Annotated in this window: 12 protein-coding genes; 6 read left to right on the plus strand and 6 right to left on the minus strand. The window is 64.1% G+C overall.

The annotated features are described in order from the left end of the window. Positions 1 to 94: 94 nt before the first annotated feature. From N5J29_RS00640 to N5J29_RS00655, 4 genes are all read right to left on the minus strand, one after another. A complete protein-coding gene (locus tag N5J29_RS00640; protein ID WP_164151294.1) occupies positions 95 to 1,801 on the minus strand; it encodes a D-aminoacylase in 1,707 nt (568 codons plus the stop codon). A gap of 13 nt (positions 1,802 to 1,814) precedes the next feature. Beyond that, positions 1,815 to 3,086 (minus strand): peptide MFS transporter, encoded by a 1,272-nt coding sequence (locus tag N5J29_RS00645; RefSeq protein WP_227255308.1) that lies wholly within the window; start codon positions 3,084 to 3,086, stop codon positions 1,815 to 1,817. Further along, complete coding sequence (locus N5J29_RS00650) at positions 3,083 to 4,084, minus strand: dipeptide epimerase (RefSeq protein ID WP_239519772.1); 1,002 nt, start codon at positions 4,082 to 4,084, stop codon at positions 3,083 to 3,085. The genes N5J29_RS00645 and N5J29_RS00650 overlap by 4 nt, the downstream gene beginning before the upstream one ends. A gap of 61 nt (positions 4,085 to 4,145) precedes the next feature. After that, positions 4,146 to 6,179 (minus strand): serine hydrolase domain-containing protein, encoded by a 2,034-nt coding sequence (locus N5J29_RS00655; RefSeq protein WP_164151291.1) that lies wholly within the window; start codon positions 6,177 to 6,179, stop codon positions 4,146 to 4,148. 245 nt (positions 6,180 to 6,424) lie between these two features. Between N5J29_RS00655 and N5J29_RS00660 the strand changes: the two genes are divergently transcribed. After that, positions 6,425 to 7,144: an XRE family transcriptional regulator gene (locus tag N5J29_RS00660; RefSeq protein WP_164151289.1), complete on the plus strand. Its 720-nt coding sequence runs from the start codon at positions 6,425 to 6,427 to the stop codon at positions 7,142 to 7,144. Between the two features lie 146 nt (positions 7,145 to 7,290). Here N5J29_RS00660 and N5J29_RS00665 read toward each other — a convergent pair whose 3' ends face one another. Then, on the minus strand, positions 7,291 to 8,226 hold the full coding sequence (locus N5J29_RS00665) for a LysR family transcriptional regulator (RefSeq protein WP_164151287.1): 936 nt from the start codon (positions 8,224 to 8,226) through the stop codon (positions 7,291 to 7,293). Positions 8,227 to 8,325: 99 nt separating this feature from the next. Here N5J29_RS00665 and N5J29_RS00670 point away from each other — a divergent pair, with 99 nt between their 5' ends. From N5J29_RS00670 to N5J29_RS00690, 5 genes are all read left to right on the plus strand, one after another. Continuing rightward, positions 8,326 to 8,652, plus strand: a complete 327-nt coding sequence (locus N5J29_RS00670; RefSeq protein WP_065174462.1) for a nuclear transport factor 2 family protein — start codon at positions 8,326 to 8,328, stop codon at positions 8,650 to 8,652. Further along, positions 8,649 to 9,431: an SDR family oxidoreductase gene (locus N5J29_RS00675; protein WP_164151285.1), complete on the plus strand. Its 783-nt coding sequence runs from the start codon at positions 8,649 to 8,651 to the stop codon at positions 9,429 to 9,431. The genes N5J29_RS00670 and N5J29_RS00675 overlap by 4 nt, the downstream gene beginning before the upstream one ends. Positions 9,432 to 9,675: 244 nt before the next feature. Beyond that, entirely contained in the window at positions 9,676 to 12,903 is a 3,228-nt protein-coding gene (locus N5J29_RS00680) for a DUF6531 domain-containing protein (protein ID WP_279924074.1), read from the plus strand. Further along, the gene (locus tag N5J29_RS00685) at positions 12,903 to 15,107 is read left to right on the plus strand and encodes an RHS repeat protein (RefSeq protein ID WP_164151283.1); all 2,205 of its coding nucleotides are present in this window, start codon (positions 12,903 to 12,905) and stop codon (positions 15,105 to 15,107) included. The genes N5J29_RS00680 and N5J29_RS00685 overlap by 1 nt, the downstream gene beginning before the upstream one ends. Next, positions 15,104 to 15,481: a hypothetical protein gene (locus N5J29_RS00690; RefSeq protein ID WP_164151281.1), complete on the plus strand. Its 378-nt coding sequence runs from the start codon at positions 15,104 to 15,106 to the stop codon at positions 15,479 to 15,481. The genes N5J29_RS00685 and N5J29_RS00690 overlap by 4 nt, the downstream gene beginning before the upstream one ends. Here N5J29_RS00690 and N5J29_RS00695 read toward each other — a convergent pair. Beyond that, positions 15,453 to 16,070, minus strand: coding sequence for a hypothetical protein (locus N5J29_RS00695; protein ID WP_111186239.1), 618 nt, complete (start codon positions 16,068 to 16,070; stop codon positions 15,453 to 15,455). The two genes, N5J29_RS00690 and N5J29_RS00695, sit on opposite strands and share 29 nt — an antisense overlap. Positions 16,071 to 16,188: the final 118 nt, after the last annotated feature.

Raw genomic sequence — 16,188 nt, forward strand, 5'->3', positions numbered from 1 at the left:
CATGTCGCCCTTCGCACGCGAGCTGTCCTGATCCGGGATAATGATCCTAATCAGAGAATTGTCAATACATTCAGAAAAATCATGTGTGAAGCGGTCAGCGCGTGGCTGGCGTCCAGCCCGGCCCTCGGACCACCTGGCCCGGCGTGGCGCCGGTATGCTCGCCTTCGCGCAGCACCTGTACGCCGTTGACGAAGACATCGCTGACGCCGGTCGCGTACTGCTGGGGTTCTTCGTAGGTCGCGTGATCGGTGATGGTGCCGGGATCGAAGATCACGATGTCGGCATGACAGCCCGCGCGCAGGCAACCCCGATCAGTCAGCTTCCAGTTGCTGGCCGGCAGGCCGGTAAGTCGGTGGATGCCCTCTTCCAGCGGCATCAGCTTGCGGTCGCGGACGTAGTGGCCGAGGAAACGCGCCACGTTGCCGTAGGCGCGCGGATGCGTGCTGGATTTCAGGAAAACACCTTCCGGAGCGGCGGACTCGGCATCCGAACCCAGGCTCACCCACGGCTGCTTCAACCCCAGCTCGATGTTGTCCTCGCTCATCAGGAAGTAGGCGGTGCCGATGCGGTGGTCGTCCTCGACGATCAGGTCCATCGCTGTTTCTTCAACGGATGTCCCGCGTTCACGCGCGATCGCTGCCAGTGACTTTCCGGCCAAGGGCTTCAGTGCTTCGCTCTTGAATTCGATCGGAACCAATCGTTCATCCGATGCGGCGAGCATGCGCAGGTTCTCCCAGGGCACATTCGGATCGCGCATTTCGGCGATCAGCCGCGCGCGCGTGGCGGGATCCTTGAGCCGCCGGATCATCGCGTCGTGGCCTCCGGCCTGCAGCCACGGTGGCATGCTCGCCGCAAGCCATGTCCCGCCTGCGGTGTAGACGTACATGTCCGCACTCAGCTTGAGTCCTTCCTTGCGCGCCGCCTCGATGCGATCGATCGCCTGCTGCATCTTCGGCCAGTTCTTCTCGCCGGCTGCCTTCAGGTGGTAGATCTCGGCATGCTGGCCGGTTGCACGTGCGATGGCCACGACCTCATCGATGCCTTCGAGCAGGCGATCGGCTTCGCTGCGCATATGGGAGATGTATCCGCCACCGGATTCGGCAGCGGCCTTGGCCAGCGCGATCAGTTCGTCGGTTTCGGCGAACCCGCCTGGCGGGTAGATCAACGAACTGCCTACGCCCAGCGCTCCTTCGCGCATCGCCTGGCGAACCACGTCCTGCATGCGGGAAAGCTGCTCGGGGGTTGGTTTGACGTCGTCCTCGCCGAGCTCATGGATGCGGACCGTCGCAGTGCCGATGAACGACGCGACATTGGGTGTTACGCCCCGCTGCTGCAGATGTTCCAGGTAGCCACCGAGGGTGGTCCAGGGGATGTCGTATCGGATATCGGCCTGCTGCTTGAGGGCATCGGCCTTCATGCGTTCGTTGACCGGTCCCATCGACCAGCCTTCGCCGAAGATCTCCAGCGTCACCCCCTGCTTGGTATCACTGACACCGCGTCCATCAACGATGAGCGACTCCGTCGCCCAGCTCAGCACGTTGATGAAGCCCGGGGCGACTGCCTTGCCGCCGGCGTCGATCTCCTTCCCGGCGTGCGCCGCCTTGCCGGCGTGCAACAGCTCCACGATGCGACCATCCCGCACTGCCACGTCCACGCGCTGGGGCGGGCTGCCGCTGCCGTCGTAGACCACGCCGTTGCGAATTACCAGGTCGTAGCGCGGGAGCGCATCGGCGCTGCGGGCCGTGGTACAGGCGGCGAGGGCGAGGGTGAAGGCGAGCAGGGTCGGCGTGAATCGCGGCATGGTGCTTTCTCCATCAGGATGACAACGAACGTATCGGCCGATCCAGCCGCCACAGGATCAGCGCGGCAACCGCGGCCAGGCCGGCAAGCAGCAGGAAGAAACCGGCGTGACTGGTCCTCGACCACAGCGTGCCCACCAGTCCCGCCAGCAGGCTGCCGCTGAAGACGGCGAGGAACCAAGAGGCAACGGTGGTCGCACCCAGGCGCGGTGGCGCGAGCCGGGCGAACAGCCCCAGCCCGGTCGGCAGGATGTACAGCTCACCCAGCGTCAGGATCATGAAGAAGGCCACCAGCCAGAGTCCGTTGACCAGCATCTGGCCGGCACCCGCAGCGAGCCCGGCAAGCAGCACGTAGGCGACGGCAACGATCAAGGCACCGATGGCCATGCGACGGGCCGGGGAGGATTCCCGGCCCTGGTCTGCACGACGTCGCCACTGGGCCAGCAGTACGGGGGTGATCGCGATCACCAGCAGCGGATTGAGCGACTGGAACCACGTCATCGGTACCAGGAAGCCTCCGACCACACGGTCAACGCGGCTGTCGATCCACAACGGCAGTGTGTTGCCGATCTGCTCGTAGGCGCCACGGAAAATCGTCGCGGCCAGTCCAACGCCCAGCAGCAGCCACCAGATCCGCGGGTCGCTGCGGGTGGGCCCGGCATCGGTGATCACCCGCGTGCGGCGGGGTGGCTCCGGTGGCAGGTAACGGCGACCGGCCACGTAGATCAGCAGCCCGATGAACATGCCGATGCCGGCGGCGCCGAAGCCGTAATGCCAACCGTACAGTTCGCCCAAGGTGCCGCACACCAGCGGGGCCAGCAGGCCACCGATGTTGAGGCCGACATAATAGACGTTGTAGGCCCGCCCACGGCGGGGATCGTCGCTGGCGTACAGGTCGTTGATCTGGCTGGGTAGACTGGGCAGGAACAGGCCATTACCCAGCGCGATCGTCGCCAGCGCGGGGTAGAACATTGAATCGAACGCCATCAGGAAATGGCCGAAGGCCATGATGCTGCCGCCCAGGATGACCGCGTTGCGCTTGCCGAGATGACGATCAGCGATGATCCCGCCGATGATCGGCGTGAAGTACGCCATCGCCGTGTACAGGCCGTAGACGAAGGATGCTTTTTCCTGTGCGAAGAGCAGCTGCTTGGTCATGTAATAGACCAGCATCGTGCGCATGCCATAGTAGGAGAACAGCTCCCACATGTTGGTCAGGAACAGGATCGTCAGTCCGCGCGGCTGGCCGAACCAGGTCTTGCCATGGAGATCGGCCGGCATGCTCATGGGTGGGTCCGCGGCCCCCATACCTCGTCGCCGCAATCGATGAAACCATCCACGTAACGTACCGAAGGCGTGCGATCCTTCACCAGGAAGGTGGGGCCGTCCAGATCGACGATGTCGCAGAACTGCCCGAGCACGAAGGCCGGTGCCGCCGCGAGGCTGGTCCCGCACATGTTCCCGACCATCACCTGCTTGCCCAGCTCACGCGCGCGACGGGCCATCATCAGGCCTTCGGTCAGCCCGCCACATTTGTCGAGTTTGATGTTGATGACGTTGAAACGATGGTGCAACGCTTCCAGTTCGGCCAGGTCAAGGATGCTTTCATCGGCGGCGAAGGGCAGTGGGCGTTCGATGCCGTCCAGGTCGGATTCGTGCCCGCGCCGACAGGGCTGTTCCAGCAGCGAGATGTGCGCCTGGACCAGTGCCGGCAGCAGCAACGGCAGCGTGGCCGCGGTGTAGCCCTGGTTGGCGTCCACCCCGATCCACGGCGTCGGACAGCGTGCGCGTACGGCGCGCACGCGAGCTGTGTCCAGTTCGGGGTCGCCTGTCAGTTTGAGTTTCAGCGCGCGTGCCTGCGCATAGGCGGCTGCGCGCTCGGCCATGACCTCCGGTGTATCAGCGCCCACCGTGAAGGTCGTCAACAGCGGGCGCACACCATCCAGGCCGGCCAGCTGCCATACCGGCAGCCCGCTGCGCTGTGCCTCCAGTTCCCACAGCGCGGCATCCAATGCATTGCGCGCGCCACCTGCGGGCAGCAGCTGGCGCAGCGCATCGCGGTCGATGCCGGCTTCGATGCGTGGACGCAGTGCTTCCAGCGTGGCTTTCATCGTGTCCGGCTGGTCGTCGTTGTAGTAGACGCCGGCAGCCTCGCCGCGGCCGATGAAGTCCGCGTCGTACAGGGTCGCCACGGTGGCGGGCATTGCCTCGAAGACATGTCCGGCGATGCGGAACGGTGCCGACATCGGCAACGGTTCGTTGTGCAGCTCAAGTCGAAGGGCCACTACTGCCTCGTGCAGAAGGAAGGAGGGGGGCGGCCGGCGGAGGCCCCGCCGGCCGGTGGCATCAGTAGTTCGCGCCGAATCCGATGACATGCTGCGCGAAGCCGAGCCACAGCAGGAACAGGCAGGCCAGTGCCAGCAGCACGGCCCACAGCTTGGCCAACCATCTGCGCTGACTGCGCAGGACATGCCAGGCATTCCAGACCGCGAACGCTGCGCCGACGGGCAGGGCAACGGTGGCGAACAGGCGCATCGCGTTGATCATGACGTCGCTTCTTGGCGAGGTCATTTCCAGGGCGCTCAGCATGCTGGCCACGAGCGCCAGCGCGGCGCTCGTGGCCAGCAGCGAGAGCAGCGCACCGATCCGCACCAGGCGATGGGCGCGTGCGTCCACGCCGCTCAGCCGGTAGGGCACGCCATAGTAACGACGGACCAGTGCCGACACCGGCCAGGCGACCACGGTCAGCAGCACCACGATCAGGCTGGCGATCAGCAGCGGCAGGTAGGCGGCGTGCCAGCTCGACAGGCGCTGGAAAACCATGATCGGTGCGTACGGTTCCAGGGTGAAGCGCGTGACCTTTCCATCCACCACGTCTGCCGCCAGGCGATCGGTGCTGGTGGTGTCCTGCCAGACGTATGGTGCGATCTCGCGCCACTTCTTCGGCGCGCCACCGTAGCCGATCGCCGCGCTCACGGTAAGGGATCCATCGTCGTTGGCGATGACCTTGACTGGTCCCAGAAGATTGGAAAGCGACACGAAGCTGCTGTCCGCACGGCGGCTGCTTACGTACGTGCCTGCCATCTGTGAAGCGTGCAGGAGGGCCTCCTCCTTCGACACGCCCTGTGGTGCGGCCGGCTTGCCGGGCAGGTAACGGTCGGCGAAGCCGCGCGACAGCGCAGTGCGGATGTGCCCGGTTGCCCCGTCGCGCCCGGCGCTGTTCATCGACACGAACAGGCCGATGCCATCGTCCAGGAACAGCTGCAGGTCGCTATGGAACCACTGGGTATCGCCACCATGCGAAATGGCACGGTGGCCATTGACCGAGGTCTCGTAGAAACCCAGCATCATTCGGTTCAGCGGTCCGATCGACGCCTGACCGGTGGAGTGCATCTGCTGTGCAGTGGCGGCATCGAGGATGCGCGCATCACCAAAGGCACCGTCCTGCAGGTGGGCGATCATGAAACGGCCCATGTCCGATCCCGTGGCGGCCAGGCTGCCGGCGGGCGCCAGGCTGATGAATTCATACTCCTTGGCCTCGCCGGACGATGCGCGCTCATATCCCTTGGACATGCCGGACAGCAGCGTTGCCGGCAATGGCTGGCGGAAACTGGAGTGTTTCATGCCCAGCGGTTTGAAGATCTGCGCGTCGATGTAGTCGTAGAACGGCTGGCCCGAGGCGCGCTCGACGATGTAGCCGGCCAGTGCCGTGGCGTAGTTCGAATAGGCCGGTGTGGTGCCCGGTGCGTAGATGCGCTCGGGTGTCCAGTTCTTGAGTGCATCACCGAGCGGTACCACCTCGTCCAGGCGGGAGGTGATCAGCCCGCGGATCTGCTCTTCCATTCCGGTGGTATGGGTCATCACGTGCCGCAGCGTGATGGGCTTGCCGTCACGCTGCGGTATCTTGAAATCAAGATAGGTGTTGATGTCGGCGTCCAGGTCCAGCTTGCCCTGGCTGACCAGTTGCATCACCGCCGTCCAGGTGAACAGCTTGGAGACAGAGCCGGGGCGGAACAGCGTGTTTTCCGGATCAACCGGTGCGCGCTTCTCCAGGTCGGCGTATCCGTAGCCTTTCTGCACCAGGATCCGCCCATCCTTCACCACCACCACGACGGCGCCGGCGATGTCGCCGTTGGCCAGTGCATAGGGCATGATGCCGTCCAGCCAGGCCTCGGCGTCTTCGCGGGTCAGTACCGGCGCGCCTGCTGACGGCGCGGAAGGCGTGTTCTCTGCGGCCGGCAGCAAGGAGCGCGCGGTGGGTACGGGCGCCGTTGTCGGCGGCACCGATACGGGCGGAGCGATGGCCTGCTGGGCCTGCAGCGGCAGCGCAGCGACCATGGTCAGCACCGCGCTGCACAGGAGGACAGGGATCTTACGCATCGAACGGTCTCCGAACTGAAGCGACTGGACGGCCTCCTGTGCGTCTGGCACGTCGCACGGTGGCGGATATATCCTGATTTGGCGATAATGATCCTAATCAGAGAATTGTCAACCCGTGCCGAAAGTCCCGGGCCAGGGTGCCTGGGCAGGGAACTGCTCTTTCCAAAGGACATCCCCGAGGGTGATCATGGCCCGGGCTGGGAGGTTCCAGCAGAAGTACTGGTGTTCCAGGAGATACCGCAAGAATGACGTCACAACACCCCACCATTGGCGGACTGCTGCGGTCGCTGCGCGCTCGCAAGGGTTGGACGCTCAAGCAGATGAGCGAACACTCCGGCATTCCGCTGTCCACCTTGTCCAAGGTCGAGCACGATCGCCTGACCCTCAGCTATGACAAGCTCCTGCAGCTCGCGCAGCGGCTGCAATTGCGGATGTCCGAGCTGTTCGCCGAGGATGCCGATGCCGTAGAGCCGTCGGTGACCGCGCGCCGCAGCATCGGCCGCATTGAGGACGCGATCCGGGTCACCACGCCAAACTATGACTATTTCTATCTCTGCCCGGAGCTGCGCCGCAAGCGCATGATCCCGGTACTGACCCGTGTGCGGGCGAAAACCATCGAGGAATTCGGTGCCCTGGTACACCACTCCGGCGAGGAGTACATCCACGTACTCGAAGGCCGCATGGAAGTGCATACCGAATTCTACGATCCGGTCGTGCTCGAGGCCGGGCAGTCGGTCTACATCGATTCCAACATGGGCCACGCCTACATCGCGGCCGAGGGCTGTGACGAGGTGGTGCTGCTTGGGGTCTGCTCCAGCAGCGACGAGCATCTCATGGAGTCGCTGCTGACGCTGCATGGCGACGAAAATGCGGTGCGCCCCGGCAAGGTGGAACGCCTCCCGCCACCGACGAAGATGGTGCCCAAGGCGCGTCGCCGGAAATCCCCGGCGTCATCGAAGGCCTGAAGCGAAGGCCGCCGGGCGTGCGTCATCGTGCGCGGCGGCCGGATCCCGTCATGGCCGATCCTGCAGCGCGAAGCGGACCGTCGCCTCGACGTGGATCGGATATCCAGAACCGTTTCAGTTCGTTTGCGGGTGGGCCCACCCCATCCTCAGCGCAACCGCACCTCTGTCTGCTTCCCTTCATCGAATGGCCCTTGATCCAGAAGACAGTCGATGAGGGCGCCCAGCAGGGCGGGTCGATGCTGCCGGCTCGGGTAGTAGAGGAACAGCCCGGGGCGCGAGATCGACCAGTCCGACAGGACCCGGACCAGCCGCCCCTGGGCCAGGAGTTCGCCTACGCCGTCCTGCTCGAAGTGATAGGCAATGCCGAGCCCACCCAGCGCAGCAGCAATGCCGACGTCAGCGTGATTGGTGATGACAGGGCCATCGACGGCTACATCGAGCCGATGCCCCTGCTTCTCGAACTCCCAGCGATAGTGCCTGCCATCCATCTCGAGTCGCCAGTTGATGCACGCGTGCTCGTGCAGCTCGGCCGGCGAGGTGGGGGTGCCTCGACGTGAGAGGTAGTCGGGCGATGCCACCGCCATCATCTTCATGTCGGGAGTGAGGCGGACGGCAACCATGTCCTTTTCGAGCTGGCCGCCGACGCGGATGCCTGCATCAAAGCGGCCCCGGACGATATCGGCCAGCGCATCGTCGACCACGATGTCGAGCACGACATCAGGATGCGCGCGATGGAAGCGCGCAAGCCGTGGGGCGATGACCGTCCTTGCCGCGATGCCCAGCGTGTTGATGCGCAGCGTGCCGCTCATCCGCCCCGTCGCCTCACCGGCATCCGCCACTGCAGCAGCCATCTCCCGGAACAGCGGGGCGATGCGCCTGTAGAGCAGTTCGCCCGTTGCCGAGGGTGCGACGCTGCGTGTGGTGCGATTCAGAAGGCGGGCGCCGATGCGACCTTCGAGCTGGCGGATCGTCTGGCTCAGCGCCGAAGGCGACAGGCCAAGATGCTCTGCGGCTCGCGCAAAACTCTGACGCTCCACGACGGCAACAAAGGCCCTGAGTTCAGCAAAGTCGGATCCGCGCATTATGTACTCGTTTCTAAAGAGCCCATCCGGATTCTAGGATATTCAATAAACTAGCCTGGGTGCGCATCCTACGGGCCATCCACCCGAGGAGACAGAAACGTGAGCGCCTTGACCCTTCCCGAGCCCATTGCGGCGTACTTCGCGGCAGAGCAGAACCCGGACGCCTTGACGCAGTGCTTCACGGCACACGCGGTGATGAAGGACGACGGACATACCTACGTGGGCATCGACGCCATCAAGGCGTTCATGGCCGAGGCAACGGCCCGGTACCACGCGACGAGTGTGCCGTTTGCCATCGAGCGGCAGGACGACATCCACAGGGTGCAGGCCGACGTCACCGGTGACTTTCCCGGCAGCCCGACGGTTCTGACGTACCGCTTTCGACTGGAGCGCGGCCGGATCGCATCGCTGGAGATCACGGCATGAACTTCGACCTTCAACTGAAGGACCTGAGGGCAGTGGTCACAGGAGGAACGCTGGGACTGGGGGCTGCCGTTGTGAAAACCCTGGCGGAGGCCGGAGCGCGCGTGACGACGTCCGCGCGTGCGGTTCCCGCCCAGCCGCGCGAGGGCGTCACCTACGTCGCTGCCGACCTGTCGACCGCGGAAGGCACGGATCACCTTGCGCAGGCCGTCCTCCGGCAGTGGGGAGGTGTGGACATCGTGATCAATGTGCTCGGAGGCTCGAACACGCCCGGTGGTGGCTTCGCTGCCATTAGCGATGCGCACTGGTTCGCCGAGCTGAACCTGAATCTCATGTCCGCGGTGCGCCTGGACCGTGCACTGCTGCCCACGATGCTGCACCAGGGTTCGGGTGTGGTGATCCATGTCAGCTCGATCCAGCGCGTGCTGCCGCTGCCGGAGTCCACCACTGCGTACGCTGCGGCAAAGGGCGCTCTCACCACGTACAGCAAGTCGCTTGCCAGAGAGGTGACACCCAAGGGAGTGCGCGTACTGAGCGTTGCGCCGGGCTGGATCGAGACCGAGGCGTCCGTGGCGTTCGCGGCGAGGATGGCCGCAGAGGCCGGAACGGATTACGAAGGTGGCAGGAAGATCGTGATGGATTGGCTGGGCGGGATTCCGGTGGGTCGACCTGCCAAGCCACAGGAGGTGGCCGACCTGATCGCATTCCTGGCTTCCCCGCGCTCCGCGTCGATCGCAGGGACGGAGTATCGGATCGATGGGGGTACGGTCCCCACCGTGTGATCAACGGGCTTGGCGGTCGTATCGGGCGCCAGGCTGCACGCGTCTATGGGCCGCCGTTTCACAAAACTTCCATCTACCTGAATCAGCTGTTAGGCTCCGGGCGGAAGGTCGTCTCATTCAGGTACCAAAGTCCCCGCTGAACAGCCCGCATACAGGAATTGGAGAGAGCATGAAGCTCCGCGTGACAGGCAGGTCCCGTTCCAACGTACTGTTGTTTCTTCCCCTTGTTTCCCTCTGCGCCGGCGTGGCTATCGCGCCTTCGGTGAAAGCGGCGGAAAAGCCCACCGATATCGACACAGTTCAAGTGCGCGCCAAGCGCATACAGAACGAGATCATCCCGTGGCATCTGTTCGACATGGGGGGAGGAGGCGGACGCTGGGACTTCCTCGGCGGTGGTGGTGGCGGTGCAGCCCCCAACCAGACCGCCAAGGAGCAGGAGACCGACGACCGCGAGAAGCAGTGCGATGGAACGACCGGCAATCCGATCGTCCTGTACACCGGCAACAAGGTCGAGCACGAGCTGGACTTCGCAAGTGCCAGTGAGATGGGCTTGTTCCTGCGACGCAGCTACAACCATCACTGGAGTGCGACCGGCCTTTTCGGCAATCACTGGCTGAGCAACTTCGATTACTCGCTGGCGTTCTCTGATGGCCAGAACACTCTCTGGAACCAACGGCCGGACGGTCGCCGGATCAAGTTCCAGCGCGATCCCGCCAGCGGCCACTGGAACGAGGACAAGGCACAGCCCATTGCCTACATCGTCAAGAATGCGGACGGCAGTTTCACGCTTCACAACGATGAGAATGGTGCGGAGAACTACAACGCAGAGGGCTACATCACCCAGCTTCGCAACGAGCAGGGGATCGCCTGGAACTTCGTCTACAGCAACAAGTACCTGCAGACGGTCACGCACTCTTCCGGCCGCCAGGTGAAGTTCACCTGGAGCGGCAGCCAAGTCACGCAGGTGACCGATCCGGCCGGAAACATCTTCCAGTACGCCTATACACCCAACGTGTTCGGGACTGGGCGGGGGCGTCTGGCATCGACCACGCTGCCAGGCGCGCCAGCCACCACCATTACCTATCACTATGAGGACGCGCGGTATCCCGGCGGCTTCACCGGAAAGTCCTTCAATGGTGTGCGCTATTCCACCTTTGCCTACGACGAGAATCGCCGTGCGGTTCTCTCCGAGCATGCCGGTGGCGTCGAACGCCACACCATCAGCTACGTGGTGGAAAGCACGGAACAGGTGCTGCCGCCACCCGCGCCGGCACGGCCGGGTGGCATCTTCGTGGAAGCAGAGCGGGGCTGGTGCGAGGACACGCGCAACGGGATGATGTGCTATCAGCCGCGCTCTTTGCCGGGTGGCAGTGTTCCCATGGCAGGCACGGGCGCCGGCACGGGAATCGGCAGCATCCAGCTGTCCTCGACACCTGAAGGCAAGGCGCGCCCTGTCAAGATCAAAGCGATCGAAACCAATCCACTGGGTCGCAGGACAACCCACGCCTACGAAGATGGTCGCCCGGTGTCGGTGACCGGCGCCGCCTCGCCGCGCTGCGCAGCCAGCTACAAGGAGAGCAGCTACGACGCCAATGGTTATCCTGATCTGGTCCACGATTTCGCCGACAACCTGACCGACTTCGACTACAGCCCCCAGGGCTATCTGCTGAAGCGTGTTGATGCGGCAGGTACAGCCGTGCAGCGGACTACGACCTTTGAATGGGACACGGCACGCAATCGCCGGACCAAGGTGTCGGTCGCCAACGACAAGGAGACCAGCTACACCTACGACGCGCGCGGCAATGTTGCATCGGTGACAGAGAAGAACCTCTCCAGTCATGGTGCCCCGGGGCAGAGCCGTACGACCACGCTGACCTACACGTATCACCCGAATGGGCTGAAGGCCTCCATGAAGGTGGATGGCCCGTTGGCGCAGGATGACGCCACCTCGGTCTATGACGCCAATGGCGACCTGGTCAGCGTGACCAACGCGCTGGGACACAGCATTGCGTTCAGTGGTTACAACGGGTTGGGCCAACCGGCCCGCATCATCCAGGTCAATGGCCAGGTTCGCGAGTACAGCTACGACGCGCGTGGCCGCGTGGTCAGCCAGCGCGACAGCTTCGGCGACAGCTGGGCCACGACGACCTTCGGCTATGACGCGACGGGCAATCTGGCCAGCGCCACCCGGCCAGATGGAGTGATCGAGCGCTACGAGTACGACGCAGCACGGCGCCGCCTGGCGAAGGTGGTTCCCTTGGGTGACGGCACCTACGCATGGACGCGCTACAGCTATGACGCCGCCTCGAACATCACACGCAAGGAGGTGGCACACACCGACTTCCCACTGGGCAGCACGGTTACCGGCGTGATCGACGAACTGACCCACGACGGCAACTGGAACTGGTTCCTGCGTGGTTGGGCCTGCAGTACTGGATCCAACGCCTCCATCGAGGTCCATGGCTACGCGGAAGGTCAGTTCCTGGCCGCTGCGCAGGCCAACCTGGCCAGTGAACCGGGTGTCGCCTCTGCCTGCCAGGCGGGCGGCAGCGCTTACCGCTTCCAGCTGCCGGTGTCGCTGGCCCAGCGACAGCAGCTGGGCGGACGCAAGATCACCCTGTACGGCCTGTCGCCACAGGGCGGCGCCCACAATCGTGCGCTCGCCAATTCGGGCGTGTTCACGGTACCGCAGGCGACTGTGGTGGGAGACATCGGTGGCGTCACTCATGACGGCAACGGCAACTACGCGGTAGAAGGCTGGGCCTGCTCGGTGGGTGTGGACAGTTCCATCGATGTGCATGCCTACGTCGGCGGTTCCGCCGGCGGCGGCGCATTCGCGATCGCCGGCACTGCCAACCTTCCCACTGATGGCAACGTTGCCAACGCCTGCCAGGCGAGAGGTACGGCTTATTGGTTCAAGCTGCCGCTGGACGCTGCGCTGCGCCAGAACCATGGCGGCAAACCGATCTACATCCACGGCATCTCGCCGGTCGGCCAGGCCAACCTGACCATCAACCGCTCGGGCGCATTCACGGTTCCATCGATTGTGCGCAGTGCCGAATTCATCACCTTCAACTCCAGTTCGTATCACATCTACAACGGCGACCGGGTGACCCTCACAGCGCAGGTGCGCAACACTGGCAATGTCACCTGGGATGGCAACACCTATCTCGCCTGGGGCCATGATTTCCCGACGCAATCACATGGATTGTCGGCACCTGTTCCGCCAGGGGGGATCGCCACCTTCAGCTTCGATATCGCGCCCTATCACGACGGCGTAGGCATCGGCGGCTATTCCTATGTCGCGCAGATGGCTACGAGCGGAACAGCGTGGGGCCCCCGTCCCTACGTCACCATCGTGGTGGAAAACGGGGACTGGCATTGCCCCAATGGTCCAAATGGTCCCAACTGCCAAGAGCCGATGCGGGTCACGCCGCCCATTTGGTTGGACGCTAAGGAAGGAGTCCGCTGATGTCTGTGATCACTCTGACCCTGATGGGATTGAACGCTGTGACGTTCAGCGTCAACTACGACTACGACGAACTGGGACGGCTCATTGGCGAGCGCGGCAATAATGGACAGAACATCCGGTATGCCTACGACGCCGAAGGCCGCCTTGTCCAGATCACGGATTCGCAGAACCGCGTGAGGCAACTCAGCTACGACGCGCTTGGGCAGATGGTGCAGGCAGTGGACCCGGCCAATGGCACCACCCACGTCTCCTACGATCCGGGTGGCCGCGTTGCGCGGGTCAGCGACCCGCGGGGGCTGGTGACGACCTACGAGTACGACGGACTGGGTAACTTGTGGAAGCAGGCCAGCCCGGATACGGGCATTACGTTACATCAGTACGATGCGGTCGGGCTGCGGGTGTCGACCACCCGCAGCGACGGCAGCACCGTGGCGATGGGTTACGACGGACTGGGTCGACTGGCATCGATGCAGAGTGATGGCCAGCGGCAGGACTTCAGCTACGACTGGTGTGCGTGGGGCAAGGGCATGCTGTGCGGCCTCTCCGGCCCCGGCACCGCGACCCACTTCGCCTACGTTCCGAGCGGGCAGTTGTGGATCCGGCGGGACTTCATCACTGTTGCCGGCCAGCAGACCGATCACAGCACGGAATTTCTCTACGACGGCATTGGGCGCCCGAACCAGATCACCTATCCCAACGCTGACCGCGTCAACTACGCGTACGGCGCCGGCGGACGACTGGCGTCGATGACCGCAACGATCGACGGCGTTTCGCGTGCGGTCATCGCCCAGGCCAGCTGGAAAGCGACCGGCGCGTCGGGCTGGCTGGCGTACGGCAATGGACTGGCCCGCGGTTACAATCATGATGCCGATGGCCGACTGACCGCGATGTCGGTGTGGGGCCCCAACAGCGCCCGGTTGAGCTACTGGGATTATCAGTACAGCGCGGACGGCGAGATGACTGCAATCATCGATGCCGCAGTGCCCGACCTGACCCAGACGATCGGTTACGACGCGCTCAGCAGGCTGACCCAGTTGAGGCGGTTCGGAATCGACAACCAGCTTTCCTATGATGCCGGTGGCAACCATGACCGCTACCAGGCCGGGAACCAGTTGACGCAGTACACCATCGACCCGGCAAGCAACCGGGTGCTGGGCTATGCCAACCAGGATGGGACACGGCAGTACCAGTATGACGCGCTGGGCAATCGCATCAGCGAGACGGCAGGAAGCCGGGTCAGCACGTATGAGTACAACGCGTTCAACCGGATGAGCCGTGCCAACATCGCGGGACAGGTCACCGATTACCTGATCAATGCGCAGGGGCAGCGTGTGGCCAAGGCCAATGCCACCGCTACCAGCCGATACTTCTACAGCGACCAGAACCAGATGCTGGCCGAGCTCAGCAACAACACCTGGACCAACTACCTGTGGTTCAACGGTGAGCTGGTGGGTCTTTCGCGCAATGGCCAGCTCAACTTCGTCCATACCGACCACCTGGGCCGTCCCGATTTCGTCAGCAGCCCGCAGCAGGCGACCGTCTGGAAGGCCTACAACTATGCCTACGGTCGAAGTGTGCAGCAGGATGATATTGGAGGCCTCAACATCGGCTTCCCGGGGCAGTACTACGATGCCGAAAGTGGACTCTGGTACAACGGGTTCCGCGATTACGATGCGTCCATTGCACGCTATGTCCAGAGCGATCCGATCGGCCTGGCAGGCGGCCTCAACACCTACGCCTATGCTGCCGCAAACCCAATCCAACGCACCGATCCGCTGGGGCTTGAGCCTACAGTGGCATCTGTTGTGCTGTGCATCTCAGGCGCCGCCGGAGGCTACATGACGGTGGACGGAATCAAGGCCGCCAAGCAGGATTTCGATGCGATGCAGAAGGCCAGAGCCGAGGCTGCGGAGAAGCAGGCGTGCGAGGATGCCAAGAGCGATACCACGCGTGCCGGTGCGAGCAATCCTGCGCTGGCCAAGGCGGCGGGGGTTGTGGCGGACGCGGCCAGCGCCTTCTCTGACCAGGGGGCGTCGTTCAAGGCAACCATGGCCATGTCGGTGGTATCAGGCGCGATCGGCATCAAGCCGTGTACGGTGATCGGCGCCGCCATAGGCATCTTCGCGGCCGATGGCAGCGCAACCCGGAGAGTGGAGGCAATGACCAAGGCAGCCGGTGACTGGATGAAGGACAACACGCGATGAAACTGCCGGTCCGCTTCTGGGTGCATCTTCTCAGCCACCTGGCACTCGTCGCGATCCTGGCTGGGCTGCTGGCCGGCTGGGTCGGGACGTTCTTCGAAGCCCTGGCCGGTCATTCCGGTGCCGCAACCGACGGCGCTCGTGTGGGCGACGTGGGCACGGTGTTCGGCTTCTGCATGCTGGCCCTGTTGCTGTTGGGGGCGCTGACGGTCACCGGCGAGCTGTTCGGTCTGGCGAGGCCGTACAGCCGCGACGCGCCCTACCGGAACGAGGCGCAGGCGATGTATCGAAAGGTGCTGTTGATCGCGGTGGCGCTGTTGTCCTGGGGAGGCCTTGCATCGGCCACCCTCATTGGATCGCTGATGCGCTCCGGCTGACCGGCCCGGGCGCTGTCGGCAGCCGCTCGAAGGCAACGACCCGGCGCGAGAGCCATGGCCAGAACATCCGCCTGCGCAACAGCAGGCCGCGCACCTCATCCAGGCTTGCATGGAGCAGGCCGATGCGGTGCGCCAGCTCCTCCAGCGTACTGTCGGGCAGGCGCGCGAAGCCCTCCTGCTCGATATGCCAGTTGTCGGCGTACTCGATCAGCTGCACGCAGCGCATCTCCAGATGGATACGTGCGTGGATCACATCCCAGTCGATCAGCTCGTGCGTTGGAATCTGACGCAGCGAGTTGAGCATGTCCATGCCGCAGGTGCGGTGGTAGCGATACAGCTGTGTGTCGCCGGATCGATCCGTGGCCAGCTTCGCCGCCTGCAGGAACTGGAAGAGGGTGATGCCGCACAGTGTCAGCGAGGTGGTGATGCGGCGCTGGGTCTGCGCGCGGGACATCTGCCAGGGCACATAGATGGCAGCAAAGCCGATCACCACTGCCACCAGCACCTGTGACCAGTCCGCCCATTCGCCGACCGGCAGGCAGGGACGGCCGATGATCCAGGGGCAGAAGGTATCCACCGTGTCGCTCATGCAGGACCTTGCGCGTTGCCGATCTGGAGCACCACGTAATCACAGGCCCGCCGATGCAGGCAAGGCAGGGGCCCGCAACCGGCGCGGTGTCGGGCGCCGGCGCAGATCGCGAAGGCGG

The organism is Stenotrophomonas sp. GD03680 (assembly GCF_029844625.1).
Lineage (GTDB): Bacteria > Pseudomonadota > Gammaproteobacteria > Xanthomonadales > Xanthomonadaceae > Stenotrophomonas > Stenotrophomonas maltophilia_P.

Coding starts and splice junctions, on each gene's coding strand:
- N5J29_RS00640 (WP_164151294.1), bottom strand. CDS start 1,801: ATGCCGCGATTCACGCCGACCCTGCTCGCCTTCACCCTCGCCCTCGCC.
- N5J29_RS00645 (WP_227255308.1), bottom strand. CDS start 3,086: ATGAGCATGCCGGCCGATCTCCATGGCAAGACCTGGTTCGGCCAGCCG.
- N5J29_RS00655 (WP_164151291.1), bottom strand. CDS start 6,179: ATGCGTAAGATCCCTGTCCTCCTGTGCAGCGCGGTGCTGACCATGGTC.
- N5J29_RS00660 (WP_164151289.1), top strand. CDS start 6,425: ATGACGTCACAACACCCCACCATTGGCGGACTGCTGCGGTCGCTGCGC.
- N5J29_RS00665 (WP_164151287.1), bottom strand. CDS start 8,226: ATGCGCGGATCCGACTTTGCTGAACTCAGGGCCTTTGTTGCCGTCGTG.
- N5J29_RS00675 (WP_164151285.1), top strand. CDS start 8,649: ATGAACTTCGACCTTCAACTGAAGGACCTGAGGGCAGTGGTCACAGGA.
- N5J29_RS00685 (WP_164151283.1), top strand. CDS start 12,903: ATGTCTGTGATCACTCTGACCCTGATGGGATTGAACGCTGTGACGTTC.
- N5J29_RS00690 (WP_164151281.1), top strand. CDS start 15,104: ATGAAACTGCCGGTCCGCTTCTGGGTGCATCTTCTCAGCCACCTGGCA.
- N5J29_RS00695 (WP_111186239.1), bottom strand. CDS start 16,070: ATGAGCGACACGGTGGATACCTTCTGCCCCTGGATCATCGGCCGTCCC.